Raw genomic sequence first — 23,318 nt, forward strand, 5'->3', positions numbered from 1 at the left:
CCGACCGACCGGACGCATTCCACTTCCACCCAGGACCGGAGAACACGACATGAACGAGGACACCCGCTACCACGTGCTGCGCAACGACGAGGACCAGTACTCGCTCTGGCCGGTCGACGTCGCGGTGCCCGCGGGCTGGCAGCCCGTCGGCAAGGAGGGCACCGAGGAGGAGTGCTCCGCCTACGTCGACGAGGTCTGGACCGACATGCGCCCGCGCAGCCTGCGCGAGCGGATGGACAACGCGCAGGCATGACCCTCCCGCCGGCCTGAACCGCGGGCACGGGGCGGCGGCGCGCACCACCGCCCCGTGCCCCGGACTTCGTCCCCTGGGGACCGCCTCCATGGACAGTCACGCATCACCGTCCGCGGCACCTACGTCCCGCCTCATCCAGGAGTCCGCGATGACCCAGACGACACCTGCGCTGAAAACCGAACGACTCGAGTTCACGCCCTACCGCCCCGAGGACGAGGACCACTTCGTCGCCCTGCTGCGCAACGAGGAGGTGTGCCGCTGGATGGGTCAGGACCAGGCGCCGGAGGACGACCTGCGGGCGGTGTTCCGCGCCATCCTCACCGACGTCTACCCCACGCACCGCTTCGACGTGTGGGGCGTGTGGTGGCAGGGCACGTACATCGGCCACGCGGAGGTGAAGAAGACGGGGAACGTCGACGGACACGAACTCATCGCCGCCCTGGCCCCTGACTACTGGGGTCAGGGCATGGGAACCGAGATCGTGCACGGCCTGCTGCGTCACGCGGCCGACAACCTCGGACTGAAGGAGGCCTACGGCATGGTGGGCGCCGAGAACACGGCGAGCCTCGCCCTGTGCCGCCGGCTGGGCTTCCGCCATGTGCGCGACGTGGTCGGCGAGGACGGTTCGGTGACTCGGATGGTGGTCATTCCCACCCGTGGTGAGAACCCGCTCCCATGACAGCCGAAGAAGTTCTGACAGCCGAACAGGTCATCGTGGGGCCACGGGTTCTCGCTGGGCGGCGTGATCGCCCAGGTGATCGTGCAGACCGAGCCGCACCTCGCTCGTACCGAAGTCGCCGCCGTGGCCGGCGTCGGGCGAACGTCCGCTCAGCGTCCGCGTGATCGTGGCGGATGAGGGGGCGTCGGCGGACGGCCTGCGGCGGGGCGCTTGTCCATGTCGGGGCGGAAGGTCCCGTACGGGGTGGCGGTCGGCCCATGACCGTGCGGCCCGCTGCTGCGGGGCCGAGGCCGATGGTTCACGTCCGGAGGCGGGCGCCGGGTCCCGGCCGGGCGGTGACGTCTCTGGGGGTGAGTGCGGCGTGCTCCGCTGAGCACTCGACGACGACACGGAGCGGAGCGCCGCACTCGGTGTGGCGAACGTCCAGCACCGGGCCCTCCGGGCCGAGGGCGTACGCCTCGCCCCACTGGCTGAGGGCCATCAGGACGGGCCACAGGTCCCAGCCCTTGCGCGTCAGGCGGTACTCGTTGCGGGGGCGGCTGCCGGGTTCCTGGTAGGGGACGGTCTTCAGGACGCCCGCCGCGGTCAGCTTGCGGAGGCGGTCGCTGAGGACGGCCTCCGACAGGCCGATGTGGCGGTGGAAATCGTCGAAGCGGCGGACGCCGTTGACGGCGTCACGCAGGATCAGCAGCGTCCATTTCTCCCCGATCACGTCGAGCGTGCGCTGGACCGGGCAGTTCTCCGTGCTCGCCTCAAGCCACTCCATCCCGCCATCGTAGGCGCCTGGCTTCGTCATTGACAGTCAGGTGAGCCCGCAGCTAGCTTCACTTGTAAAAGTCAGAGGGAAGGCGTCGGGTCGTGGGACGAACACGTACGTATCAATGGGAAGATCCCGCGATCCTGGCGGAGGCCGCCGGACGCATGGCCGGCATCGACTTCCTGCGCGAGTTGCAGGCGGGGCGGCTGCCGGGACCGCCCATCAACCACTCCATCGACTTCGCCCTGGACGAGGTGGAGCCCGGCAGGGCGGTCTTCTCCCTGACGCCGGGGGAGGAGCACTACAACCCGATCGGCAGCGTGCACGGCGGCATCTTCGCCACCCTGCTCGACTCGGCGGCGGGCTGCGCCGTCCAGTCCACCCTTCCGCGAGGCATGGCGTACACGTCACTCGACCTGACGGTGAAGTTCCTGCGCCGGATCACCGTGGAGACGGGCACGGTGCGCGCCATCGGCACGATCGTCAACAAGGGCCGCCGAACCGCGCTGGCGCAAGCGCAGTTGATCGACGCGAAAGACCGTCTGCTCGCCCACGCCACCAGTAGCTGCCTGCTCTTCCCGGTGCCTCCCCCGCAGGCGTGACGCACTGCGCCGGCGGCCCCCGCCCCGGCCGACGGGCCGTGCCGCGTGGAGTCGCGTGGACACGCCGCCCACCGTCGGCCAGGGCGCTGCCGGCCGTTCACCGGGTGTGACCGGGACAGGAGAGTGGGGTCGGCGGGCGTTCACCGCACCGGAAGGTCCCCGGCGGTCAGGCCGGAAGCGGTTCGTCGGTCCGTTCGGCGACCTCATGCCGTAGGGCGGTCCACACGGCGCGCACGCCGACTGCGCCCGTGCCCTCGGAGTCGCCACCGACGGCGACGCCGGGGCCGCCGCTGCGTTCGGGGAGGCACTCCGCGCCATGTGCCAGGATCTTGCGGTGCCCACCCCGCGAGCCCACGGCATCGACAAGGACGAGTGGTTCCGCCTGCTGCCCCTCATGGCCGAGCAGGCGCTCGCGTCCGGGTCCCCCGCCGCCAACCCCGTCGTACCCACCGCGGACGAGATCCAGGATCTCTACGCGCAGATATACGCCTGACACCCGGGCGAGTGAGGAACGTGATGGCCACGACAGCCGGATCCGCGCGGAGTGCGAGGTGCTGACCCATGACTGACACCGCCGCGGCCGAGGTTCTCGCCGACGTCCACCGGGGCGTCGGCCGGATCACGCTGAACCGGCCCAGGGCGCTCAACGCCCTGACGACGGACATGGTCGCCGCCGTCGACCGTACGCTCGCCGAGTGGGAGCACGCACCGCTGTCCGCCGTGGTGCTCGCCGGCTCCACCACGAAGGCGTTCTGCGCCGGCGGAGACATCCGCGCGATCCGCGAGCACAGCCTCGCCGGGGACACCGAGGCCAGTGAGCGGTTCTTCGCCACCGAGTACCGGCTGAACGCCCGGATCGCCGAGTACCCCGTCCCGGTCGTGTCGCTCATCGACGGCCTGTGCATGGGCGGCGGTCTCGGCCTGTCCGTCCACGGCAGCTTCCGCGTCGTCACCGAGCGCGCGGTGCTGGCCATGCCCGAGACCGGGATCGGGTTCTTCCCGGACGTCGGAGCCAGCTACTTCCTGCCGCGGCTGCCCGGCGCGATCGGCATGTACCTCGGGCTGACCGGGCACCGGCTCGACGCGGCCGACGCCCTGTACACGGGACTGGCCACGCACTTCGTCCCGGCGGACGGGATCGACGCGGTCGGGGAGGCCCTGGCCGCCAACCCCGGTGACCCGGTGGACGTGGTCCTGAACGGGCTCGCGGGCCGTTCCCCGGTGGCGGACAGCAGGTTGGCGGAGGTGCGCGGGGACGTGGACCGGGCGTTCGGCGCGCCGACCCTCGGCGAGATCGAGAAGCGCCTGCGCCACCTCGAAACCCCCTGGGCGGCAACCGCGCTGGCCGCCCTGGAGTCCGCCTCGCCGCAGAGCCTGGAGATCACGCACGCCCTGCTGGCCCGAGGCAGGCAGCGCACGTTGCGCGAGTGCCTGGGCGCCGAACTCGCCCTCACGCGTACGACCATCCGCACGCCGGACTTCCTGGAGGGCGTCCGCGCGGCCCTGGTCGACAAGGACCGCACTCCGACCTGGCAGCAGGCGTCGTCCGGCGGACAGGCGCTGCCGACCTGAACATGTCCGCCGTGAGCCGGTGCGGGACCTGGCCACGGCTCGGGCCGGGTGGAGCCGTGCGTGGCGCGCGGTGTCGTGGCGCGCTGTCTCGTGAGCCCCGCGGACTCAGTCGTTCTCGGGCGCCATCGAGACCACGACCTTGCCGGCCCTGGTGCGGCCCTGCTCGACGTACGCCATCGCATCGAGGGTCTGGTCGAAGGGGAACGTCCTGTCGAGGACCGGGTGGAGCTGCCCGCTGTCGTAGAGGGAGCCCAGCTCGCGTAGCTGGGATCCGTCGGCCTGCATGAAGAAGAACTGGTAGCGCACGCCCAGGGCCTTGGCCCGCTTGCGGACCTTGCGGCTGAGCGCGTTCATGACCACACCCATGAACGAGGGGGCGCCGAGCTGCTTGGCGAACCCGGCGTCCGGCGGGCCGACGACGCTGATGGCCAGGCCGCCGGGCTTCAGCACGGTCAGCGACTTCTCGAGGTTCGCCCCGCCCAGGGAGTCCAGCACCAGGTCGTAGCCGGACAGCACGTTCGAGAAGTCTTCCTTGGTGTAGTCCACGACGACGTCGGCGCCGAGGCTCCTGACCAACTTCTCGGTGTCGGTGCTCGTGGTCGTCGCCACGGTGGCGCCGAGGTGCTTGGCGAGCTGGATGACCGTCGAACCGAGGCCGCCGGCGCCGGCGTGGACGAGGACCTTCTGACCCGGCCTCACGTGGGCGCGGTCGACGAGGATCTGCCAGGCGGCCAGAGCCACCAGTGGCACCGCGGCTGCTTCCCCGAGGGTGAGCGAGGCGGGCTTGGGCGCGACGTCGTCCATGTCGATCGCGATGAACTCCGCGAAGCCTCCGATCCGCAGGTCGCGCGGACGGGCGTAGACCTCGTCGCCGACGTCGAAGCCGTGTACGGCGGAACCGACCCGGGTCACCACGCCGGCCAGGTCGTGGCCGAGCACGAACGGGCGCCGGTACTTCAGGAGCTGCTTGAACTCCCCGTTGCGGACCATCTTGTCCAGCGGATTGACACTGGCGGCGCTCACTCTGACCAGGACGTCACGGTCTCCGACGGTGGGCTCGGATACCTCTGCGGCGCGCGCGCCGTCTTTGCCGTACGTGTCCACGACGAACGCCTTCATGTCGGCCGTCCTTTCCGCGTGATCTTCTCGATGGTCGATGGTCGATGTGCTGGTCGCGACGCTACTTGCTGAGTATAGGAAAGTAAACTCAGGTGAGGTTAGAATCGCCCCATGGATGCGAGGACCGAAGCTCTTCAGGACGTCGGCAAGGACCCCCGACTCGACCGGGACATGTCGAACTGTTCGATCGCCCGGACCCTTGAGGTCGTGGGGGAGAAGTGGACGATCCTGATCCTGCGCGAGGTCTGGTACGGCTCGTCCCGCTTCAGCGACTTCGAACGCGTTCTCGGTTGTCCTCGCAATCTTCTCGCGGCGCGGCTGCGGATGCTGGTGGAGGAGGGGATACTCGCCACGGAGACCTACAAGGAGCCGGGCTCGCGGAGCCGGCCGAAGTACGTGATCACGCCCAAGGGCATGGATCTGGTCCCGGCCGTGATGGGGCTCCTGCAGTGGGGTGACCGCTACCGCGCCGACCCGGAGGGCCCGGCCGTACTGGCGCGGCACCGCGGATGCGGCGCGCACGTCGACACCCAGATCCGCTGCGAACGGGGCCACGCGGTGCGGGCGGAGGACATCGAGAGCGTTCCCGGCCCCGCCTTTCGCAGGAGGCCCGCGGAGTGAACCGGGCGCGGTCGCGCCAGGAGTTCGCGGTGGGCTCGGTCCGGAGTGTGCTCTCCCCGGTCGGCCCGGCACCCGGCGGCTCTATGACGTCGATCACGTCGCACCGGTAGCGCAGCCGTCCCGGTGCCGAGCCGTACGAGGTGCTCGATCCCCGACGGCCCGACCCTGCCGTCGTGCGATCCGAGGTGCGGCGACGCACCTCAACGCGGTTGCGGCAGCCGCCTTGTGAGGATGCCGGGGTCGTCCTCGCCCCGTCGTGGCCCCGGAGCGGCGACGGGGCGAGGGCGGGGCGAGGTGTCCGGTGGGAGATCAAAGACTGGCGTCGCTGACAGGTACGTCCCATAACCTCGTGCGGAGAGACCTCACACGCCACGTGTGTCTACATCAAGGAGGCGATGGTGCTCAGAAGGGGCACGCGGTTGCTCGGCGGTGCCATGGCCGTGGTCTGCCTCCTGTTCATCGGCCCGAGCGCGTCGAGCGGTGCCCTCTTCGTCAGGTCGCTGCACACCGAATCCGTCAGGGACGTCGTACCGAACCGGGTCATGACCTGGAACCTCTGCAACCCCTGCGAGCAGAGCCACGTGGACCGGGCGGCGGAGATCGCCAGATACGCGCCCCAGGTCATCGGCGTACAGGAAGCGTGTGTGCGGGACGTCGAGAGGATCCGGGGTTACCTGAGGAGCCTCTACGGACTGGTGTACCACGTCGAGTACGGACCGGTTCTCCGGAACTGGAGCCGCTGCGGCGGGGCACCGTGGAAGCCGGGAGGCTACGGCCAGGCGATCCTCTCGGCGGCACCGATGACAGACCGCGTCACCGTGGAGTACCCCGACGGCGGATCCGAGGACCGTGGGTACATGGCGGTCACCACCAGGGTGGGTGGCCAGCCCGTCCGCCTTTTCAACACGCACCTTGCCGAACGACGTCAGGAAGCAGTCCGAGCCGGCCAGGCCAGGGTGCTCGCCGCAGAGGTCGCCCGGCATGAACGCGCGATCGTCATCGGCGACTTCAACGCCGTTCCGGCCGCTCCCGAACTCACTCCGATGTGGGCGCTGGCCACGGACACGGACCCCGGGTGTCATCCCTCGTCCACCGGCGCGTGTGAGACGACCACCGACTGGCACAGCAAGTTCGACTATGTCTTCCTGCGCGGCATCGGCCCGCTCACGCACCGCGTGGAGCACACCCCGTACTCGGACCACGATCTGGTGATCGCCGAACTGGACATGACCTGACGCGCTGGTGACGGGCCTCCGCCGGGTCCGGCCCGGTGAGCGGCGGAGAAGTGACCACGGGTGCTGACTTGGTGTTTTACAGTGACTGTCGCCAGATCCGCGACCATGGGAATTGTGAGGTGAACGCCGACCATGCCGGCCGAAACGTTTGAGTTCCAGGTGCAGGCCCGTCAGCTGCTTCAGTTGATGATCCACTCCGTCTACTCGAACAAGGACGTCTTCCTGCGCGAGCTCGTCTCCAACGCCTCCGACGCGCTGGACAAGCTGCGCCTCGAGGCCTTGCGCGACGACACGCTCGACTCCGACACCTCCGACCTGCACATCGCGATCGAGGTGGACAAGGACGCCCGTACGCTCACCGTGCGGGACAACGGCATCGGGATGTCGTACGAGGAGGTCGGGCGGCTGATCGGCACCATCGCCAACTCGGGCACGGCCGAGTTCCTTCGGGAGCTGCGGGAGGCGAAGGACGCGGCCGGAGCCGAGGGGCTCATCGGCCAGTTCGGTGTCGGTTTCTACTCCGGCTTCATGGTGGCCGACGAGATGACGCTGGTGACCCGCCGGGCCGGCGAGACCCAGGGCACGCGCTGGAGTTCGCGCGGCGAGGGCACGTACACCCTGGACACGGTGGAGGACGCCCCGCAGGGCACCGCCGTCACGCTCCACCTCAAGCCGGCCGACCCCGAGAACCAGCTCCACGACTACGTCTCTCCCTGGAAGATCAGGGAGATCGTCAAGCGGTACTCCGACTTCATCACCTGGCCGATCCGGATGGTCCCGGACAAGGGCGAGGGCGACTCCGAGCCCGAGCCCGAGACGCTGAACTCGATGAAGGCGCTGTGGGCGCGCTCGCGCGAGGAGGTCTCCGACGAGGAGTACCACGAGCTGTACAAGCACATCAGCCACGACTGGCGCGCCCCGCTGGAGACCGTCCGGTTCCAGGCGGAGGGCACGTTCGAGTACCAGGCCCTGCTGTTCCTTCCGGAGCACGCCCCGCACGACCTGTTCACCGAGGGCCACCGGCGCGGCCTCCAGCTCTACGTCAAGCGCGTTCTGATCATGGACGACTGCGAGGCGCTGCTGCCGCCGTACCTGCGGTTCGTCAAGGGCGTCGTCGACGCCCAGGACCTCTCGCTCAACGTCTCCCGCGAGATCCTCCAGCAGGACCGCCACATCCGGATGATCCAGCGGCGGCTGACGAAGAAGGTCCTGTCCTCCCTCAAGAGCATGAGGGCGGCCGACGCACAGCGGTACGCGGGTTTCTGGCGGGAGTTCGGAGCGGTCCTCAAGGAGGGCCTGGTCACCGACGCCGACAACCGGGAGGCCATCCTCGACGTCGCGTCCTTCGCGAGCACCCACGACGAGGAGCCGACGACGCTCCAGCAGTACGTGGAGCGTATGAAGGACGGCCAGGACGACATCTACTTCATGACGGGCGAGTCCCGCCAGGCCGTCGAGAGCTCCCCGCACCTGGAGGCGTTCCGGGCCCGGGGCATCGAGGTTCTGCTGCTGAGCGACCCCGTCGACGAGGTGTGGGCCGATGCCGTGGGCGAGTTCCAGGGCAAGCGGCTGCGGTCGGTCGCCAAGGGCGAGGCCGGTCTCGGGGCCGAGGACGGCGACAGCGCCGAGGGCGAACGGGAGCAGCGGAACGAGGAGTACGCCGGGCTGCTCGGCTGGATGAAGGAACAGCTGGAGGAGGACGTCAAGGACGTGCGGCTGTCGTCCCGGCTCACGGTCTCCCCGGCCTGCGTCGTCTCCGACGACCACGACCTCACGCCGGCGCTGGAGAACATGTACCGGGCGATGGGGCAGGAGGTGCCGCGGAGCAAGCGCATCCTCGAACTCAACCCGGACCACCAGCTGGTGAAGGGCCTCAACCAGGCGTACAAGCAGAGTGAGGACCGCACCGGCCTGGTGGGGACCGCCGAGCTGCTCCACGGCCTGGCGGTGCTGGCCGAGGGCGGCCGCCCCAAGGACCCCGGCGCGTTCGTGAAGCTGGTGGCGGACCGGCTGGAACGCGCGCTGTAGTCGCGTGCTGTAGCGGGCCTCGTGGGCACGGGGCGTACTCCGTGCCCACGTACTCCCTGCCCACGTAACCTATGTCGCTCCTCGTCAGCCGGCTTCCGGCTTGCCTGCACCTGGCGTCATCGGTCTGCTGCCTGGTGCTCCGCAGGGCCCGAAGAGGCAAGGGGACGTGGCGGGCCGCCACGTCCCGGCCCCCCGGCCCGTGAGCGATGACGACGCACTCATCACCCCCGGACCGGTTGCGTACGACGCCCGGGAATCACGCCGGAACCAGTGGACTCGCACCGACCGCGATGAATCGCGCGCCCCCGCCGTCGAGCCCGGGCCACTGGGAGACCTGCATGTGACGGGGATCACGCCCAGGGGAAAACCTGCCGTCCGTGCCCGGCGTCTTGCGGGTGTGAGATCAGTGAGGAAGGCACCGGGTGAGCTGGACGAGGAGGGCCTCGTCCGGCTGGTCGCCAGGGGCGACCGTGCCGCGTTCGAGGAGCTGTACCGGCGCACCGCGCCGTGGATGGCGGTACGGCTGCGCCGCCGCTGCGCGGACGAGCAGATCGTCGCCGAGGTCATGCAGGAGACGTACCTGGCGGTGTGGCGTGCGGCGGGCGCGTTCGCCGGGACGGCGGCCGGGGGGACGGCCGTCGGCTGGCTGTGGACGATCGCGGCGCGCCGCCTGGTCGACGCGTTCCGGCGCAGGGCCCACCACGCGGAGCCGCCACCCGCGGCCGCCGCGCGGCCCGTGATGCCCGCCGCCGAGGAGGAGGCGCTCGCGGCGACCGTCGACGGCGACGTCGGGGACGCGCTGCGACGCCTCGCGCCGGAGCTCAGACAGGTACTGCAGGCCATGGTGCTCGACGGGCTGTCCGTCCGGGAGACCGCCGTCCTGCTCGGACTGCCCGAGGGCACGGTCAAGACCCGTGCCCGCCGGGCCCGGATCGCGATGCGGGAGGCGCTGGCATGAGCGTGGCACACGCGTCGATGCGGATCATCGACGGTTATGCGCGCGGCGACACGGACATCGCCGCCGACGAGGTGTGGGCCCTGGAGGCCCACTTGGAGACGTGCCCGGTGTGCCGTGACCGGCTGTCGGCCGCGGTCGCGGCACGGGCGCCCGCCGCGGCGGCGCTGGTCGACACCGTGTGGTCCGGCCTCGGCCCCCACCTGGCCGCCGCCGCCACGATGCCGCGCCGACGGCGCTGGTCGGCGCCGTCGGCGAGGTGGCTGACGCCCACGATGATGCCGTGGCTGGCCATGGTTGTGAGCGTGACACTGCTCGCGCTGCTGCTCGACCTGGCCGACACGGGTTCCGGGTCCGGTTCCGGCGAGGTGTCGCTGGTGCTGCTGCTCGCCCCGGTCCTGCCCGTGCTCGGGGTCGCGGCGTCCTGGTCACGCGGCCTGGACCCGGCGTACGAGCTGACGGCCTCCGCGCCGAGGGCGGGGCTGTACCTGGTGCTGCGGCGCACCGCGTCCGTGCTCGCGGTGGTCGTCCCCGCGCTGCTGGTGGGCGGATACGTGACGGGGACGACGGGGGTGACGGCCGTGCAGTGGCTGCTGCCCTGTCTGGCCTTCACCTCGACGGCCCTGGCACTCGGCGGTGTCATCGGCGTGACCCGTGCCGCCGTCGCCCTGGTGGCCGTCTGGGCGGCCGTCGTGGTGGCGCCGACCGTGGCCGCCCGGCGAACGACCTTCGCCCTGCAGCCGGACGGCCTGCCTGTGTGGGGGCTGGTCCTCGCGCTCGGCATCGGCGTGCTGATCGCCCGCAGGGGCGCGTACTCCGTGCTGGGAGCCCACCGTTGACCATGCAGAGAGACAATCGGAAAGGACATCACATGATGCCCGCGGTGAGCGCGGCCGACATCGCGCCGACGGCCTACGCCTGGCAGATCCAGGCAACCGGGCTGAAGGTCAGGGTCGGCAGGAACCGGATGGCCGTCGACGGGCTAGACCTGTCGCTGGGCACCGGTGTACACGGTCTGCTGGGCCCCAACGGGGCCGGCAAGACCACTCTCATCCGGGCCCTCGCCACTGTGCTGCGCCCTGCTGAGGGCACCCTGGAACTGCTCGGGGAGTCGGTGGGCGGGATGGGCGAGCACCGTGCGCTGCGCCGCCGGATCGGCTACCTGCCGCAGGAGTTCGGCTACTACAAGCGCTTCACGGTGCGCGAGTTCGTCGAGTACATGGCGTGGCTGAAGGAGGTGCCGAAGGCGGACATCCCCGGGGCCGTGCAGCGCGCCGTGGAGCGGGTCGGCCTGGCGGACCGCGCCGACGAGCGGATGAAGGCCCTGTCGGGCGGCATGGTGCGGCGGGTCGGCATCGCCCAGGCCATCGTCAACGACCCGTCGGTCCTGCTGCTGGACGAGCCGACAGTCGGCCTGGACCCGGCACAGCGGCTGCGATTTCGCGAGTTGCTCCAGGAGTTGGGTACGGACACCTGCGTCCTCGTCTCGACCCATCTGGTCGAGGACGTCGCCGCCGCCTGCACCGACGTGGTGCTCTTCGCCGAGGGCCGGCTGGTCTTCCAGGGCACCCCGGACCAACTGGCCGCGGCGGGCGGCCCCGAGCACGTGGGCGACAGTCCGCTGGAGCGCGGCTACTCGGCGCTGCTGCTCAACCCCGAGCAGGAGAGGGGCACGTGGTGAACATCCGTGTTCTGCGCACAGAGTTGAGGCGCTCCGTCGCCCCGTGGGCCGGCGCCGTGGTCCTGGCCGGCGCGCTGGCGTTCCTGTACCTGCTGGGCTCCTCGTGGTGGCAGGGCACCACGGCGTGGACGGCGCAGTGGACACCCCTGGCGATGTGGACCCGGTCCCTGCTGTTCTACCTGTGGCCGCTCGCCGTGGGGCTCGGGGCGTTGCAGGGGCTGCGTGACCACCGCTCGAAGATGTCCGAGCTGCTGACGAGCACGCCGCGGCCGCCCTGGCACCGGGCGGCCACGGTGGCGGGGCCGACGGCGGTCACGCTGGCCTCGGCCTTCGCGCTCCTCGTCCTCGCGGGCGGGGTCCAGGTGTTCGCCCACACCGCGTACACGCACCTCGGGTGGCTGCCGATCTCGCTGGTGGGGGCACTCTTCCTCGTCGCGGGAGCCGTACTGGGCATGGGCGCCGGGCGGGCCCTGCCGTCCGCGCTCACCCCGCCCGCGCTGGCCATGGGCGCCTTCGTGTTCACGGCTCTCATGCACATGTCGTTGGGCCGGACGGAGACGACCACGGCGACGGGTATCCCGATCACGGAGCCGAACCGGATCTCCCTGTTGTCACCGGCGGTGCAGGAGGTGCGCGATGTGCTCCTCACGCTGTCCGCCTCCGTGCACGTCGGGCAGACGGTCTGGCTGCTCGGCATGGCCGCGACCGGCTTCGCGCTGCTCGTCGCCGCGACCCCGCGCGCCCGGCTGCTCGCGCTGACGCCCGTCCTGGCGGGCGCGGTGATCGCCCTGCTCGTCCTGCCCTCCGACCCGCGCCGGATGTACGTCGTCGACGAGGCCGCCGCCGAACTGGTGTGCGATGGTCCGGTGTGTGTGACGAAGACACACCAGGCACGACTCGCCGGCCTGGCGGGTCCCGGCAAGGAGGCACTGCGCCTGCTGCGCGGCGCCCTGGGCGGCCAGGCGCCCGTCTCGGTCCGGGAGAACACCGCCGTACTGCCGGAGGGCTCCACGCCGCAGTGGTCCCGCGAGACCGTGCTCTTCGACTTCGACGACGAGATCATCGCCGCCGCGAAGGGGGAGGAGCTGACCCGGGCCCTGGTCGCCAAGGGCATGGTGCCCGGGTGCACTGCCGTCGGCTGGAGCGGTTTCGGGAGCGACGAGTACGCGCAGACCGTCGCGGCGGGCTGGGTCCTCGGGGACCTCAGGCCGCTGCCCGGCATGGAGGCAGCGGGTCTGCGCCGTGAGGTCGACGCCGCGACCCGCCCGGTGTGGAAGGAGTTCAAGGCGCTTTCGCGGGCTGAGCAGCTCTCGCGGATCAAGGCGATGCGCGCCGCCGCGTTCTCCTGCGAGGGCGACGCGTTCGACGCGCTGAAGGGCGGTGCGTCGCGGTGAGATGGCTGACGCTGTACGCGCGCTCGCGGCAGGTGCCCGCATCACTGGCCGCGGTGGTGATCAGCGCGGTGACGGTGTGGGCGCTCGCCCGGGACGGCGGCGGGGAACCGGGGGATCCGCGGCCGGCCGTGCTCGTCCTCGCGGCGGCTGCCATGGCGGTGTCGATCGGGCTCAGCGGGCAGGACCTCGCGCTGGACCGGACGGCCGCGATCCGCTGGGTGCCCCGCAGGGCGGCGCACGTGCTGCTCGGCGGTGTGGCCGTCGGTACGGTGCTGCTGACCGTGCAGGTGATGGGCGAGGACCTGGCCACGACCGCGTTCGTCGTCCGGGACAGCACGGGGCTGATGGGGCTGGTCGCCCTGGGCGCGGCGCTCGCGGGCGGGCAGTTCGGGTGGACACTGCCGTTCGCCTGGCTCGCGTTCTCGTTCTTCGCTCCGCCCGCCACGAGCGTGCCGATGCAGGTGGCGACCTGGATGGTGGTGCCGCCCGGTACGGCGGCGGGCACCTGGACGGCCCTGGTGCTCGCGGTCGCCGGCACGGCGGCCTACGCCTTCGCGGGACCGAGGCGGTAGCCGGTCCGGGCCCCCGGGCCGGGGCGCGGCGGTGACGTCGAGGTGCCGCGCCCGGGCCGGGGCGCGGCGGTGACGTCGAGGTGCCGCGGACCGAAGCGCGTGGCTCGTCGGTCAGTCGCGTGTCTCGTGCGACTCGGCCGGGCTCGTTGTCGTCGGCCGGTGTGGACTGTTCGGTGGTGTTGCCGGTGGCGGCCCAGCCGGCGAGGAGGATGAGAGCGTCGTGGGTGGGTGAGGCGGGTTCGGCGGTGTAGGTGAGGAGGACCTGACGGGGGTCGGCGCCCAGGGGGAAGGTCTCGAAGGGCAGGTCGAGGTCGCCGACGACGGGGTGGTGGAGGAGCTTCACGCCGGTGGTGTGCATCCGGACGTTGTGGGCGGCGGCCCAGCGGTGGCGGAACTCCTCGCTGCGGGTGGACAGTTCGCCGATCAGGTCGGTCAGCCGCCGGTCGTAGAGGTCGCGGCCGGCCTCGGCGCGCAGCATGGCGACGGCGTCGCCGGCGACCTGGTCCCAGTCGCGGAAGAACGTGGTGGCGTGGGGGCCGAGGAAGATGAAGCGGGCGTTGTTGGGCGGGCGCGCCGGGTCACTGTAAGTCGTGGCGCCCGGGTACTTCCGCACCGAGTTGCTGGTGGACGGCTCCACCGTCTGGCCCGAGCTGTCCATCGACGACTACGCCCCGCGCACCGCCCCGAGGACCGAGGGCATGAAGGGCATGAACGGCAAGCAGCCCGGCGACCCCGCCAAGCTCGCCCGCGCCCTGCTCACCATCGCCGGCCAGGACAGGCCCCTGCTGCGCTTCGTCGCCGGCGCGGACGCCATCGGGAAGACGAGCGGCTGGGCACCGTGCTCGTCGTCATCCTGACCACCCTGGGCGTGAGGAGCGGCAAGATCCGCAAGTCCCCGGTCATCCGGGTGGAGCACGACGGCTCCTACGCCGTATTCGCCTCCGCGGGAGGAGCCCCCAAGCACCCGGTCTGGTACCACAACGCGGTGGCCGGCCCCCGAGTCGAGCTCCAGTGCTGCCCCGCGGAAGTTCGTTGAGGGGGTTGATCAAGCTGTCCCCCTCATAGTCGGCAAGGTGCTGGAGCCCGCTTGTTCACCGGATTCCGGAGTCGGGATATTCGGCATCCCATTCTTGGCGTGCTTGCGCGATGGCGTCGCGGTGTTCCGCCGACCAGTCCGTGAGGGCCTTGACCAGATAGGTGAGGCTGTGGCCCATCGCGGTGAGCTCGTACTCGACCTGCGGGGGCACTATGGGGTGCACGGTCCGGGTGACCAGGCCGTCGCGTTCCAACCGGCGCACGGTGAGCGTCAGCATCCGCTGTGAGATACCGGGTATGGCGCGCTGTAGCTGTCGGAAACGGCGGACACCCTGCGCCAGTTCGACGACGACCAGGACCGACCATTTGTCGCCGATCCGGTCGAGTACATCGCGGATCCCGCAGTCCTCGTGCTCGTCGCCGCAGCTGACGACGGGTTCGGTGGTTACCCCGGTGTGCCCCACTGACATGGAAGTGCCTCCTTACGCTCCCTGCCGCAAACCCGCAGGATGATCCCGGTTACCGAAGAGAACCTACCGGAACGGGAAGACCCTGATGATCCTGGTTACGGGCGCCGCCGGCGCCCTGGGCACGCTGATCGCCGAGCGGCTGGCCGACCGCGACGACACCGTCCTTGGAACGCGCGAACCTCAGCGGCTCAAGGCCCCGCTGCCGGTCCGCCACATCGACTTCGACGAGCCCGGCACCCTCGCCGGGGGCTTCGAGGCTGTGGATGTACTGCTGCTGATCTCCGCAGGCTACGGCGAGGACGACACCGTTATAGCCCGGCACGGTGCCGCCATCGACGCCGCGGAGAAGGCCGGTGTGGGGCATGTCGTCTATACGAGCCTGACCACCGACGGCGATCACCTTCCCTACGCGCTGCCGCACCGTTGGACCGAGCGTCGGCTCCAGGCGAGCACCATGGACTGGACGATCCTGCGCAATGGCCTGTACGCGGAGTTGCTGGGTGGCATAGCGGCGCCGTCGGCCGACGAGCGGATTACCGCCCCGCTCGGCGAGGGCCGACTGGCCGCCGTTGCACGGGCGGATCTGGCCGATGCCGCGGCACACGTGACGGTGGAGGCACCCGCTCATGCGGGGCGCATCTATGAACTCGTCGGCGAGCAGGCCATCGGCGGAGCCGACCTGGCCCGCGCTCACGGCCCACACGTCACCTACGAGCCGGAGACCCTCGCGCAGGCCCGCACGCGCATCGCCGCTTCCGGCGCCGAGCCGTTCCAGGTGCCGATGCTGGTGGGCACCTACTCCGCCATCGCGACCGGATTCATGTCCCGCACCGGCGGTGATCTGCGTCAACTGCTGGGCCGCGCACCCCACTGCGCGCTCACAGCAGCCCTCGCATAGCCCACACAGCAACCATTCCGCGCCGCCAGGACAGTGCCATGCCCCGCGCGACCAAGAGGGTTCTGACGGCGGTTGTGGTGGACCTTGCCGAGCCGGTGCGTGGGCGCCTGCTGCGGCTCACAGCGTCTATGACCGCACAGGTCCGGCAGGTCCTACGGGCGAAGATCGCTCTGGCTGCGGCTGACGGGCTGGCCAACGCCCCGATCGCACGCGCCGTCGCGTCCTGCGGAACGGCGACTTCCACAGTCGAGACGACCTCATCGACAAGATGGACACCTACGTCATCCAGCACAACAAGACCGCGAAGCCCTATCGCTGGACCTACGGCGGCACCCCGCTCAAGACAGCGTGATCGACACCCTCAACGAACTGCGAGGCAGCACTAGGACGGCCCGCCAGGACATGCTGGCCCGCGCGGTGACCGGGGACGAGAAGGCCGTGTGGTGGGCCCGAGCCGTCGAGGCGTTCCCTCAATACGCCGAGTACCAGAGGAACACGGCCCGTGAGATCCCCGTCCTCGTGCTGGAGCCGGCGGCCCAGGAGCACTGACCTCGTCGCGCCGGCCCCTGAGGGCCGGGCCGACGAGGTTCTCGCTGTGGAAGGGGCCGTAGACGCGACGTCATGCGTACGACGGCGGTGCCCGCCCTCGCCAAGAGCGTGGCGATCGTCGACGAAGTACGGGCCATCGGCGCCGAGATCGGCTCCCGACCAAGGTGAAGGCAGCCGTGTGGGCGTTCTGGACAGCCAACGGGCGAGATGCCGTCTCGTGATGCAGTATGCGGCGCCGAACGGTGAGGCGGCCCCGACAGGCGGAACGGGGGCACCGCCATACCCGTGGCCTCGCCGGCGTAGGAGTCGCGAGGTGTCCGGGCGAGGGAGCGATTCCTGGAAGCGGGAGCCGACGCGGCGCGCCCGTCGACCAGCACCGCGCACGCGCCGCGAGCACCGGCGCCAGCCCTTCTTCGAGGCGGTCGGGTCCAGGTGCTCGTCGAGCCGACCTCGGCAGCCCGGTCCGGAGCTGAAGGGCTCGCTCGACAGCTGACCCGGCGGACACCGGGCGCCTTGCCCCGACCGCGAACGCGCCCCGTGCCCGAGCCCGTGTCCGCGGTTCGTGCCCAGGGCCGGGTGGGCGTTCGGACGGCACACAGGGGCGGCCCCGACCATGGTCGGGGCCGCCCGCCGTCGGTCCTGCGTGCGGATCAACTCTGCCGCTGGCCCTGCCGCACGGCCTCGTCCGTCACGTCGGCCACCTGACCTGCCGGCGGCGGTGTGGCGTCGACCTCGGTGCCGAAGTCGGAGTAGTTCATCACCATGGTCATCTTGACCTGCTCGGACGCGGCACCGCTGGTGTCCGGCTTCGCGCTCGCGGCGGCCGGAGCCTTGACCGTCATGTCGATCTGCTGGCGGCGCAGCCGGCCGTCGTCGTCGAGCCAGACATGCATCGGCAGCGTCGGGCCGACCTGCTCGCGCAGCTGAGCGCCGCCCGGCAGTTCGGCGACGTCCACCGAGACCCGGTAGTGGGTGGTGTCGACACCGTCCACCTTCTCGGTACCGACCTCGGTGACGTCCTTGTCGGTGATCGCCTTGGCGTACGCGGCGGACTGGGCCGGGTCGCCGATCTGCTGGCCGCTCACGCCCTGCCCCTGCGCGGCCTTCCTCAGGTCGATCTTCATCCAGGGCTTGCCCTGGGCCTGCTGACCGGGCACCTTCTGATACAGCACCTGGTCGACGACGCGCTGCTCGATGCTCTTGCCCTCGGCGGTGACGGTCATGACGCTTTCGCCCTCTTGGAAGTCGAGCGCGCCCTGGCCGTCCGTGGTGATCGACTGGCCCTTCGCGGACACCTTCATGTCGATCGTCATTTTGGCCGTCTCGGCCTCGGCCGTCTTGTCGTAGGCGGCCCGTACCGCGGTGGTGCCGTCCTCCTGGGCGCCCGCGCCAGTGCTCGCGCTGGACGAGGGACCGGCCTTGTCCGACGCCGGCTCACTGTCATTTCCACAGCCCGTCAGAACGATGCTGCCCATCACCGCGGCCGTCCCGATCGCCGCGGCTTTCATCCTCCTGTTGCGCATGTGAATACCCATCTCCCTATCGACCGTCGGCCGACTTCTGAAGACCGACTTTCTGCCGTCCCGAATTCCCGAGACGCAGGTGAACACGCCTGTCCCGTACGTGTCTTGGCGCGAAAGCATGGGTACGGCCAGGTTGGGGAGGGCTCTCTGAGACAACAGGCCGCGCAGTGCGAATGGACCTTGTGATCGGGGGAAGAAGTTCGCCCCTTCCGGCAATGGAAGGCCCTCACGGCGTCACCGGAATACGGAATTCGGAGTTCTCAATTCCGCATTGGAGAACTCGCTGAGTCGGTAGCGAAATCTTGTCGTGTACGCGCACTCGGGGCAGGCGCGGCCGGGCGACGGCTCGACGGTGTCCGAGGCGGGGAGCCCCGGTGTCCCGCCTCGGTGTCCCGCCTCGGCGGCCAGGGTCGGCGGCCAGGGTCGGCGGCCCGGGGCGGCGGGGCGCGGGTGAGGGAACCCGGACGCCCTCGATCGGGCCCCCGGCCTGGTCGGGTCCTCCACTTTGTCCCGAGCCAGGAAAAAGCGTCGAAGGCTCGCGTGAAAGGGGTTACGGAACCCGACGAAGCTCGCTAACTTCCTTGAAATGAACCGGTCATACAGCTGTGACCGGTCATGACGGCGCGACGGCGCGCGCCTGTGCACCGCTTGGCAGTCCGGCGAGGGCTGCTGTCATCCCACCCCACACTGGGAGACCTCTGTGCGCACGAAACCGCTCAGACACAGACGTGTCCGTCATCTGCTGACCGCCGTGGCCTGCGCCTTCGGCTGCCTGCTGCCCGTGTCCCCGGCCGCCGCCCGCCCTGCGGACCCGGCCGCCGCCCGCCCCGCGGACGCCGTCGGCGTGCCCACGCCGGCCGCCGTCGAGTATCAGCAGGTCACGCTCGCCAAGGGCGTGGCCGAGATGGGCGAGCCCATGACCTTGGCGGTGCTGCCGGACCGTTCCGTCCTGCACACCGCCCGGGACGGCACGGTCCGGCTGACCAACGCCGCGGGGACCACCACCGTCGCGGGCAAGCTCGACGTGTACGGCCACGACGAGGAAGGCCTCCAAGGCGTCGCCGTGGACCCCGGCTTCGCGTCCAACCGGCACGTCTTCCTCTACTACGCACCCAAGCTCAGCACGCCGGGCGGTGACGCCCCGTCCGACGGCGCGGCCTCCGACTTCGCCCCGTTCGACGGGGTCAACCGGCTCTCCCGGTTCGTCCTGAGGACCGACGGCACCCTGGACCTCGCCGGCGAGAAGAAGATCCTGGACGTGCCGGCATCTCGCGGCATCTGCTGCCACGTGGGCGGCGACATCGACTTCGACGCGGTCGGCAACCTGTACCTGTCCACCGGCGACGACACCAACCCGTTCGCCTCGGACAGCTACACCCCGATCGACGAGCGCTCCACCCGTAACCCCGCCTTCGACGCCCAGCGTTCCTCGGCGAACACCAACGACCTGCGCGGCAAGGTCCTGCGGATCAAGGTCAACGCCGACGGGTCGTACACGATCCCGAGCGGCAACCTCTTCCCGGCCGGCACCGCGAAGACCCGTCCCGAGATCTACGCGATGGGCTTCCGCAACCCCTTCCGCATGAGCGTCGACAAACCCACGGGCATCGTCCACCTCGGCGACTACGGCCCCGACGCCGGCACCGCCAGCCCCACGCGCGGACCGGGCGGGCAGGTGGAGTTCAACCGGATCACCAAGCCCGGCAACTTCGGCTGGCCGTACTGCACCGGCGACAACGTCGCCTACATCGACTACGACTTCGCCACCAAGGCCTCCGGGTCCGCGTTCAACTGCGCGGCGCCCACCAACAACTCACCGAACAACACCGGACTCACCACCCTGCCTCCCGCCCAGCCCGCCTGGATCCCCTACGACGGCGGATCCGTCCCGGAGTTCGGCAACGGCTCGGAGTCCCCGATGGGCGGCCCGGTCTACCGCTACGACGCCGCCTCGACCTCCGCGGTGAAGTTCCCGCAGGAGTTCGACGGCGACTACTTCGCCGGCGAGTTCGGCCGCCGCTGGATCAAGCGCATCGAGACCGGCACCGACGGCGCCGTGCAGTCCATCAACTCCTTCCCCTGGAGCGGCACCCAGGTGATGGACATGGCCTTCGGCCCCGACGGAGCCCTGTACGTCCTCGACTACGGCACCGGATACTTCAGCGGCGACGCGAACTCCGCCCTGTACCGCATCGAGCACGTCACCGACGGACTCGCCCCGACCGCCCAGGCGAAGGCGAACGTCACCTCGGGCAGGGCACCCCTGGCCGTCTCCTTCTCCTCGGCCGGCAGCACAGACCCGGACGGCGACGCCCTCACCTACGCCTGGACCTTCGGCGACGGAGCCTCCTCCACCGCCGCCAACCCCACGCACACCTATGCGGCCGACGGCCAGTTCACGGCCACGCTGAAGGTCACGGACACCACCGGCAAGTCCGCCACGGCGTCCGTGCGGATCACCGTGGGGAACACCGCACCCACGGTGCGACTGGACCTGCCCGTGGACGGCAGCATCCACGACTTCGGCGACGCCATCCCGTTCAAGACGACGGTGACCGACCCCGAGGACGGCACCATCGACTGCACCAAGGTCAAGGTCACCTTCATCGTCGGGCACGACAGCCACGGCCACCCGCAGACCTCGACCACCGGATGCCAGGGCACGCTCCAGACCCTCGCGGACGGCGAACACGACCCCAACGCCAACATCTTCGGCGTGCTCGACGCCGAGTACACCGACAAGGGCGCCGCCGGACAGCCCGCGCTGACCACGCACGACCAGCACGTCGTCCAGCCCAGCCACCGGCAGGGCGAGCACTACGGCGCCTCCGCGGGTGTCGACGTCATCAGCCACGCTCCCGCCCACGGCGGCAAGACCGTCGGCAACATCGAGAACGGCGACTGGATCTCCTTCACGCCGTACGCCCTCGGCAACGCGACCCGGTTCACCGCCCGGGTCTCCTCCGCGGGCGCGGGCGGCACCATCGAGGTCCGCGCCGGATCGACGACCGGCACCCTGCTGGGCACGGCGACCGTACCGGTGACCGGCGGCTGGGAGACCTTCCAGGACGTGACGGCCGACCTGAGCAACCAGCCCGGCGGCTCCACCTCCCTCCACCTGGTCTTCAAGGGCGGCAGCGGCCCGCTCTTCGACGTGGACGAGTTCTCCTTCACCACCGGTGGCACCAGCCGCGCGGGTGAGGTGAAGGGCGTGAACGGCAAGTGCCTGGACATCGACAACGCGCAGACCGCCGACGGCACGAAGGCGCAGATCTGGACGTGCAACGGCTCCGCTGCGCAGAGGTGGACGGTCCCGGCTGACGGCACGCTGCGGGCGCTGGGCAAGTGCCTGGACGTGTCCGGCGGGGGCGGTGCGGACGGTACGAGGATCCAGTTGTGGACGTGCAACGGCTCGGGTGCGCAGGGGTGGGCGGCCCAGTCCGACGGCACGGTCCGCAACCCGCAGTCCGGCAAGTGCCTGGACGCGTCCGGCGGCACCTGGAACGACGGAACCCCGGTCCACCTGTGGACCTGCCACGCCAACACCAACCAGAAATGGACCCTGCCGTAGGAGGGAGGAGACCGACCATGCGTACCTACCTGAAAGCAGCCCTCGGCCTGTTCGCCGGAGCCGCGCTCTGCCTGGGTCCCCAGGCAGCGGCACTACCAGGAGGGGTGAACCAGTCCGTCAGTGACTCCGTCACCGCGTCCGTCAGCGCGGCGACACGCGCGGCGGCGGACCCGGCGTACAAGATCCTCGTCTTCTCCAAGACGGCGGGCTTCCGCCACGACTCGATCGACGACGGCATCGCCGCCCTGCGCGGCCTCGGCAGCGCGAACAACTTCACCGTGGACGCGACCGAGGACGCGCAGGCCTTCACCACGGGCAATCTCGCCCAATACAGGACCGTCGTGTTCCTGTCGACGACGGGTGACGTGCTGAACTCCGCCCAGCAGACGGCCTTCGAGCAGTACATCCAGGGCGGCGGCGGTTACGTCGGCATCCACGCCGCCGCCGACACCGAGTACGACTGGCCGTTCTACGAGGGACTGGCCGGCGCGCTCTTCCACTCCCACCCGGCCATCCAGTCCGCCACCGTCGACGTGGAGGACCGGGCCCACGACGCCACCGCCCACCTGGGCGGCACCTGGCAGCGCACCGACGAGTGGTACAACTACCGCACCAACCCACGCACCACCGCCCGCGTCCTGGCCTCGCTCGACGAGTCCAGCTACTCCGGCGGGAACATGTCCGGCGACCACCCGATCGCCTGGTGCAAGGACTACCAGGGCGGCCGGGCCTTCTACACCGGCGGAGGGCACACCGACGCGTCGTACACCGAGCCCGCCTTCCGACGGCACCTGCTCGGCGGCATCCGCTGGGCCGCCGGGATGACCGACGCCGACTGCCGCCCGGAGACCGGCTACACGCCCCTGTTCGACGGCTCGTCCACCAGCGGCTGGCAGCAGGCGGGCCCCGGCCGGTTCGCTCTCGAGGACGGCACCCTCACCTCCGAGGGCGGCATGGGCCTGTTCTGGTACTCCGGCCGGGAGTTCACCGGTGACTACTCCCTCAAGCTGGACTGGAGGATGACCGGGGACGACAACTCCGGTGTCTTCATCGGCTTCCCGCCCTCCGACGACCCGTGGACGGCGGTGAACAACGGCTACGAGATCCAGATCGACGCCACCGACGCCGCCGACCGCACCACGGGCGCCGTGTACGGCTTCAAGTCCGCGGATCTGGCCGCACGGGACGCGGCACTGAACCCGCCGGGAGAGTGGAACACCTACGAACTGAAGGTCACCGGCGAACGACTGGAGATCTACCTCAACGGCCGCAAGATCAACGACTTCACCAACACCGACCCCGCGCGCAGCCTGCGGCAGGGGCACATCGGCCTCCAGAACCACGGTGACGGCGACGAGGTGTCCTTCCGTGACATCCGCGTCAGGCACGGCGGAGGACAGCAGCCCGGCCCCCGTTCGGGTGAGGTGAAGGGCGTGAACGGCAAGTGCCTGGACGTCGACAACGCGCAGACCGCCGACGGCACGAAGGTGCAGATCTGGACGTGCAACGGCTCCGCTGCGCAGAGGTGGACGGTCCCGGCTGACGGCACGCTGCGGGCGCTGGGCAAGTGCCTGGACGTGTCCGGCGGGGGCGGTGCGGACGGTACGAGGATCCAGTTGTGGACGTGCAACGGCTCGGGTGCGCAGAGGTGGGCGGCCCAGTCCGACGGCACGGTCCGCAACCCGCAGTCCGGCAAGTGCCTGGACGCGTCCGGCGGCACCTGGAACGACGGAACCCCGGTCCACCTGTGGACCTGTCACGCCAACGCCAACCAGAAATGGACCCTGCCCTGACCAACCGAAGC

General features: G+C 70.5%; 21 protein-coding genes and 3 pseudogenes. 19 read left to right on the top strand and 5 right to left on the bottom strand.

Annotated features, from left to right (window positions below):
• The first annotated feature begins 49 nt into the window (after window positions 1-49).
• Both QQS16_RS38455 and QQS16_RS38460 read left to right on the top strand, forming a co-directional pair.
• Window positions 50-253, top strand: coding sequence for an MbtH family protein (locus QQS16_RS38455; RefSeq protein WP_286067219.1), 204 nt, complete (start codon window positions 50-52; stop codon window positions 251-253).
• Between the two features lie 148 nt (window positions 254-401).
• Window positions 402-932 (top strand): GNAT family N-acetyltransferase, encoded by a 531-nt coding sequence (locus QQS16_RS38460; RefSeq protein WP_286067220.1) that lies wholly within the window; start codon window positions 402-404, stop codon window positions 930-932.
• A 298-nt stretch (window positions 933-1,230) separates the two neighbouring features.
• Here the strand turns inward: QQS16_RS38460 and QQS16_RS38465 are convergent, their stop codons facing one another.
• Complete coding sequence (locus QQS16_RS38465; RefSeq protein WP_286067221.1) at window positions 1,231-1,698, bottom strand: winged helix-turn-helix transcriptional regulator; 468 nt, start codon at window positions 1,696-1,698, stop codon at window positions 1,231-1,233.
• 92 nt (window positions 1,699-1,790) lie between these two features.
• Between QQS16_RS38465 and QQS16_RS38470 the strand changes: the two genes are divergently transcribed.
• The 3 genes from QQS16_RS38470 to QQS16_RS38480 all read left to right on the top strand — a co-directional run bounded on the left by QQS16_RS38470 (window position 1,791) and on the right by QQS16_RS38480 (window position 3,863).
• A complete protein-coding gene (locus QQS16_RS38470; RefSeq protein WP_286067222.1) occupies window positions 1,791-2,291 on the top strand; it encodes a PaaI family thioesterase in 501 nt (166 codons plus the stop codon).
• A gap of 334 nt (window positions 2,292-2,625) precedes the next feature.
• Window positions 2,626-2,784 (top strand): hypothetical protein, encoded by a 159-nt coding sequence (locus QQS16_RS44090; RefSeq protein ID WP_502963963.1) that lies wholly within the window; start codon window positions 2,626-2,628, stop codon window positions 2,782-2,784.
• 68 nt (window positions 2,785-2,852) lie between these two features.
• Window positions 2,853-3,863 (top strand): enoyl-CoA hydratase/isomerase family protein, encoded by a 1,011-nt coding sequence (locus tag QQS16_RS38480; protein ID WP_286067223.1) that lies wholly within the window; start codon window positions 2,853-2,855, stop codon window positions 3,861-3,863.
• A gap of 105 nt (window positions 3,864-3,968) precedes the next feature.
• Here QQS16_RS38480 and QQS16_RS38485 read toward each other — a convergent pair whose 3' ends face one another.
• Complete coding sequence (locus QQS16_RS38485) at window positions 3,969-4,982, bottom strand: NADP-dependent oxidoreductase (protein ID WP_286067224.1); 1,014 nt, start codon at window positions 4,980-4,982, stop codon at window positions 3,969-3,971.
• Between the two features lie 111 nt (window positions 4,983-5,093).
• On the opposite strand from QQS16_RS38485, the gene QQS16_RS38490 reads away from it, so the two are divergent.
• From QQS16_RS38490 to QQS16_RS38525, 8 genes are all read left to right on the top strand, one after another.
• On the top strand, window positions 5,094-5,603 hold the full coding sequence (locus QQS16_RS38490; protein WP_286067226.1) for a winged helix-turn-helix transcriptional regulator: 510 nt from the start codon (window positions 5,094-5,096) through the stop codon (window positions 5,601-5,603).
• Window positions 5,604-5,998: 395 nt separating this feature from the next.
• Complete coding sequence (locus QQS16_RS38495) at window positions 5,999-6,838, top strand: endonuclease/exonuclease/phosphatase family protein (RefSeq protein ID WP_286067227.1); 840 nt, start codon at window positions 5,999-6,001, stop codon at window positions 6,836-6,838.
• Window positions 6,839-6,970: 132 nt separating this feature from the next.
• Complete coding sequence (htpG, locus tag QQS16_RS38500) at window positions 6,971-8,866, top strand: molecular chaperone HtpG (RefSeq protein WP_286067228.1); 1,896 nt, start codon at window positions 6,971-6,973, stop codon at window positions 8,864-8,866.
• A 397-nt stretch (window positions 8,867-9,263) separates the two neighbouring features.
• Complete coding sequence (locus QQS16_RS38505) at window positions 9,264-9,824, top strand: RNA polymerase sigma factor (RefSeq protein WP_286067229.1); 561 nt, start codon at window positions 9,264-9,266, stop codon at window positions 9,822-9,824.
• Window positions 9,821-10,660: a zf-HC2 domain-containing protein gene (locus QQS16_RS38510; protein WP_286067231.1), complete on the top strand. Its 840-nt coding sequence runs from the start codon at window positions 9,821-9,823 to the stop codon at window positions 10,658-10,660. The genes QQS16_RS38505 and QQS16_RS38510 overlap by 4 nt, the downstream gene beginning before the upstream one ends.
• Before the next feature lie 32 nt (window positions 10,661-10,692).
• A complete protein-coding gene (locus tag QQS16_RS38515; RefSeq protein WP_286067232.1) occupies window positions 10,693-11,502 on the top strand; it encodes an ABC transporter ATP-binding protein in 810 nt (269 codons plus the stop codon).
• Window positions 11,499-12,896 (top strand): hypothetical protein, encoded by a 1,398-nt coding sequence (locus tag QQS16_RS38520; RefSeq protein ID WP_286068120.1) that lies wholly within the window; start codon window positions 11,499-11,501, stop codon window positions 12,894-12,896. The genes QQS16_RS38515 and QQS16_RS38520 overlap by 4 nt, the downstream gene beginning before the upstream one ends.
• The gene (locus QQS16_RS38525) at window positions 12,893-13,468 is read left to right on the top strand and encodes a hypothetical protein (RefSeq protein WP_286067233.1); all 576 of its coding nucleotides are present in this window, start codon (window positions 12,893-12,895) and stop codon (window positions 13,466-13,468) included. The genes QQS16_RS38520 and QQS16_RS38525 overlap by 4 nt, the downstream gene beginning before the upstream one ends.
• A 262-nt stretch (window positions 13,469-13,730) precedes the next feature.
• Here the strand turns inward: QQS16_RS38525 and QQS16_RS38530 are convergent.
• Window positions 13,731-14,126 (bottom strand): annotated as a pseudogene (locus QQS16_RS38530) (MmyB family transcriptional regulator); the annotation flags it as partial.
• On the opposite strand from QQS16_RS38530, the gene QQS16_RS38535 reads away from it, so the two are divergent.
• Both QQS16_RS38535 and QQS16_RS38540 read left to right on the top strand, forming a co-directional pair.
• Window positions 14,059-14,325 carry a Rossmann-fold NAD(P)-binding domain-containing protein gene (locus QQS16_RS38535; protein ID WP_286067234.1) on the top strand — a complete coding sequence of 89 codons (267 nt, stop codon included), beginning with the start codon at window positions 14,059-14,061 and terminating at the stop codon, window positions 14,323-14,325. The pseudogene QQS16_RS38530 and the gene QQS16_RS38535 overlap by 68 nt on opposite strands.
• Window positions 14,313-14,489, top strand: a pseudogene (locus QQS16_RS38540) (nitroreductase/quinone reductase family protein); the annotation flags it as partial. The gene QQS16_RS38535 and the pseudogene QQS16_RS38540, both read left to right, overlap by 13 nt.
• A gap of 70 nt (window positions 14,490-14,559) precedes the next feature.
• Here the strand turns inward: QQS16_RS38540 and QQS16_RS38545 are convergent.
• Complete coding sequence (locus tag QQS16_RS38545; protein WP_286067235.1) at window positions 14,560-14,973, bottom strand: winged helix-turn-helix transcriptional regulator; 414 nt, start codon at window positions 14,971-14,973, stop codon at window positions 14,560-14,562.
• 85 nt (window positions 14,974-15,058) lie between these two features.
• Between QQS16_RS38545 and QQS16_RS38550 the strand changes: the two genes are divergently transcribed.
• Both QQS16_RS38550 and QQS16_RS38555 read left to right on the top strand, forming a co-directional pair.
• Window positions 15,059-15,871, top strand: a complete 813-nt coding sequence (locus QQS16_RS38550; protein WP_286067237.1) for an NAD(P)H-binding protein — start codon at window positions 15,059-15,061, stop codon at window positions 15,869-15,871.
• 360 nt (window positions 15,872-16,231) lie between these two features.
• A pseudogene (locus QQS16_RS38555) lies at window positions 16,232-16,420 on the top strand (nitroreductase/quinone reductase family protein); the annotation flags it as partial.
• A 650-nt stretch (window positions 16,421-17,070) separates the two neighbouring features.
• Here the strand turns inward: QQS16_RS38555 and QQS16_RS38560 are convergent.
• Window positions 17,071-17,943, bottom strand: coding sequence for an SCO4651 family lipoprotein (locus tag QQS16_RS38560; RefSeq protein ID WP_286067238.1), 873 nt, complete (start codon window positions 17,941-17,943; stop codon window positions 17,071-17,073).
• 700 nt (window positions 17,944-18,643) lie between these two features.
• Here QQS16_RS38560 and QQS16_RS38565 point away from each other — a divergent pair.
• Together QQS16_RS38565 and QQS16_RS38570 are read left to right on the top strand one after the other, a co-directional pair.
• Window positions 18,644-21,514: a PQQ-dependent sugar dehydrogenase gene (locus QQS16_RS38565; RefSeq protein ID WP_286067239.1), complete on the top strand. Its 2,871-nt coding sequence runs from the start codon at window positions 18,644-18,646 to the stop codon at window positions 21,512-21,514.
• A gap of 17 nt (window positions 21,515-21,531) precedes the next feature.
• Window positions 21,532-23,307: a lectin gene (locus tag QQS16_RS38570; RefSeq protein ID WP_286067240.1), complete on the top strand. Its 1,776-nt coding sequence runs from the start codon at window positions 21,532-21,534 to the stop codon at window positions 23,305-23,307.
• The last annotated feature ends 11 nt before the right edge of the window (window positions 23,308-23,318 follow it).

Origin of the sequence: Streptomyces sp. ALI-76-A (assembly GCF_030287445.1) — a bacterium.
Lineage (GTDB): Bacteria > Actinomycetota > Actinomycetes > Streptomycetales > Streptomycetaceae > Streptomyces.

Coding starts and splice junctions, on each gene's coding strand:
- QQS16_RS38550 (WP_286067237.1), top strand. CDS start 15,059: ATGATCCTGGTTACGGGCGCCGCCGGCGCCCTGGGCACGCTGATCGCC.
- QQS16_RS38490 (WP_286067226.1), top strand. CDS start 5,094: ATGGATGCGAGGACCGAAGCTCTTCAGGACGTCGGCAAGGACCCCCGA.
- QQS16_RS38515 (WP_286067232.1), top strand. CDS start 10,693: ATGATGCCCGCGGTGAGCGCGGCCGACATCGCGCCGACGGCCTACGCC.
- QQS16_RS38465 (WP_286067221.1), bottom strand. CDS start 1,698: ATGGAGTGGCTTGAGGCGAGCACGGAGAACTGCCCGGTCCAGCGCACG.
- QQS16_RS38460 (WP_286067220.1), top strand. CDS start 402: ATGACCCAGACGACACCTGCGCTGAAAACCGAACGACTCGAGTTCACG.
- QQS16_RS38455 (WP_286067219.1), top strand. CDS start 50: ATGAACGAGGACACCCGCTACCACGTGCTGCGCAACGACGAGGACCAG.
- QQS16_RS38480 (WP_286067223.1), top strand. CDS start 2,853: ATGACTGACACCGCCGCGGCCGAGGTTCTCGCCGACGTCCACCGGGGC.
- QQS16_RS38560 (WP_286067238.1), bottom strand. CDS start 17,943: ATGCGCAACAGGAGGATGAAAGCCGCGGCGATCGGGACGGCCGCGGTG.
- htpG (WP_286067228.1), top strand. CDS start 6,971: ATGCCGGCCGAAACGTTTGAGTTCCAGGTGCAGGCCCGTCAGCTGCTT.
- QQS16_RS38545 (WP_286067235.1), bottom strand. CDS start 14,973: ATGTCAGTGGGGCACACCGGGGTAACCACCGAACCCGTCGTCAGCTGC.
- QQS16_RS38495 (WP_286067227.1), top strand. CDS start 5,999: ATGGTGCTCAGAAGGGGCACGCGGTTGCTCGGCGGTGCCATGGCCGTG.
- QQS16_RS38485 (WP_286067224.1), bottom strand. CDS start 4,982: ATGAAGGCGTTCGTCGTGGACACGTACGGCAAAGACGGCGCGCGCGCC.
- QQS16_RS38570 (WP_286067240.1), top strand. CDS start 21,532: ATGCGTACCTACCTGAAAGCAGCCCTCGGCCTGTTCGCCGGAGCCGCG.
- QQS16_RS38510 (WP_286067231.1), top strand. CDS start 9,821: ATGAGCGTGGCACACGCGTCGATGCGGATCATCGACGGTTATGCGCGC.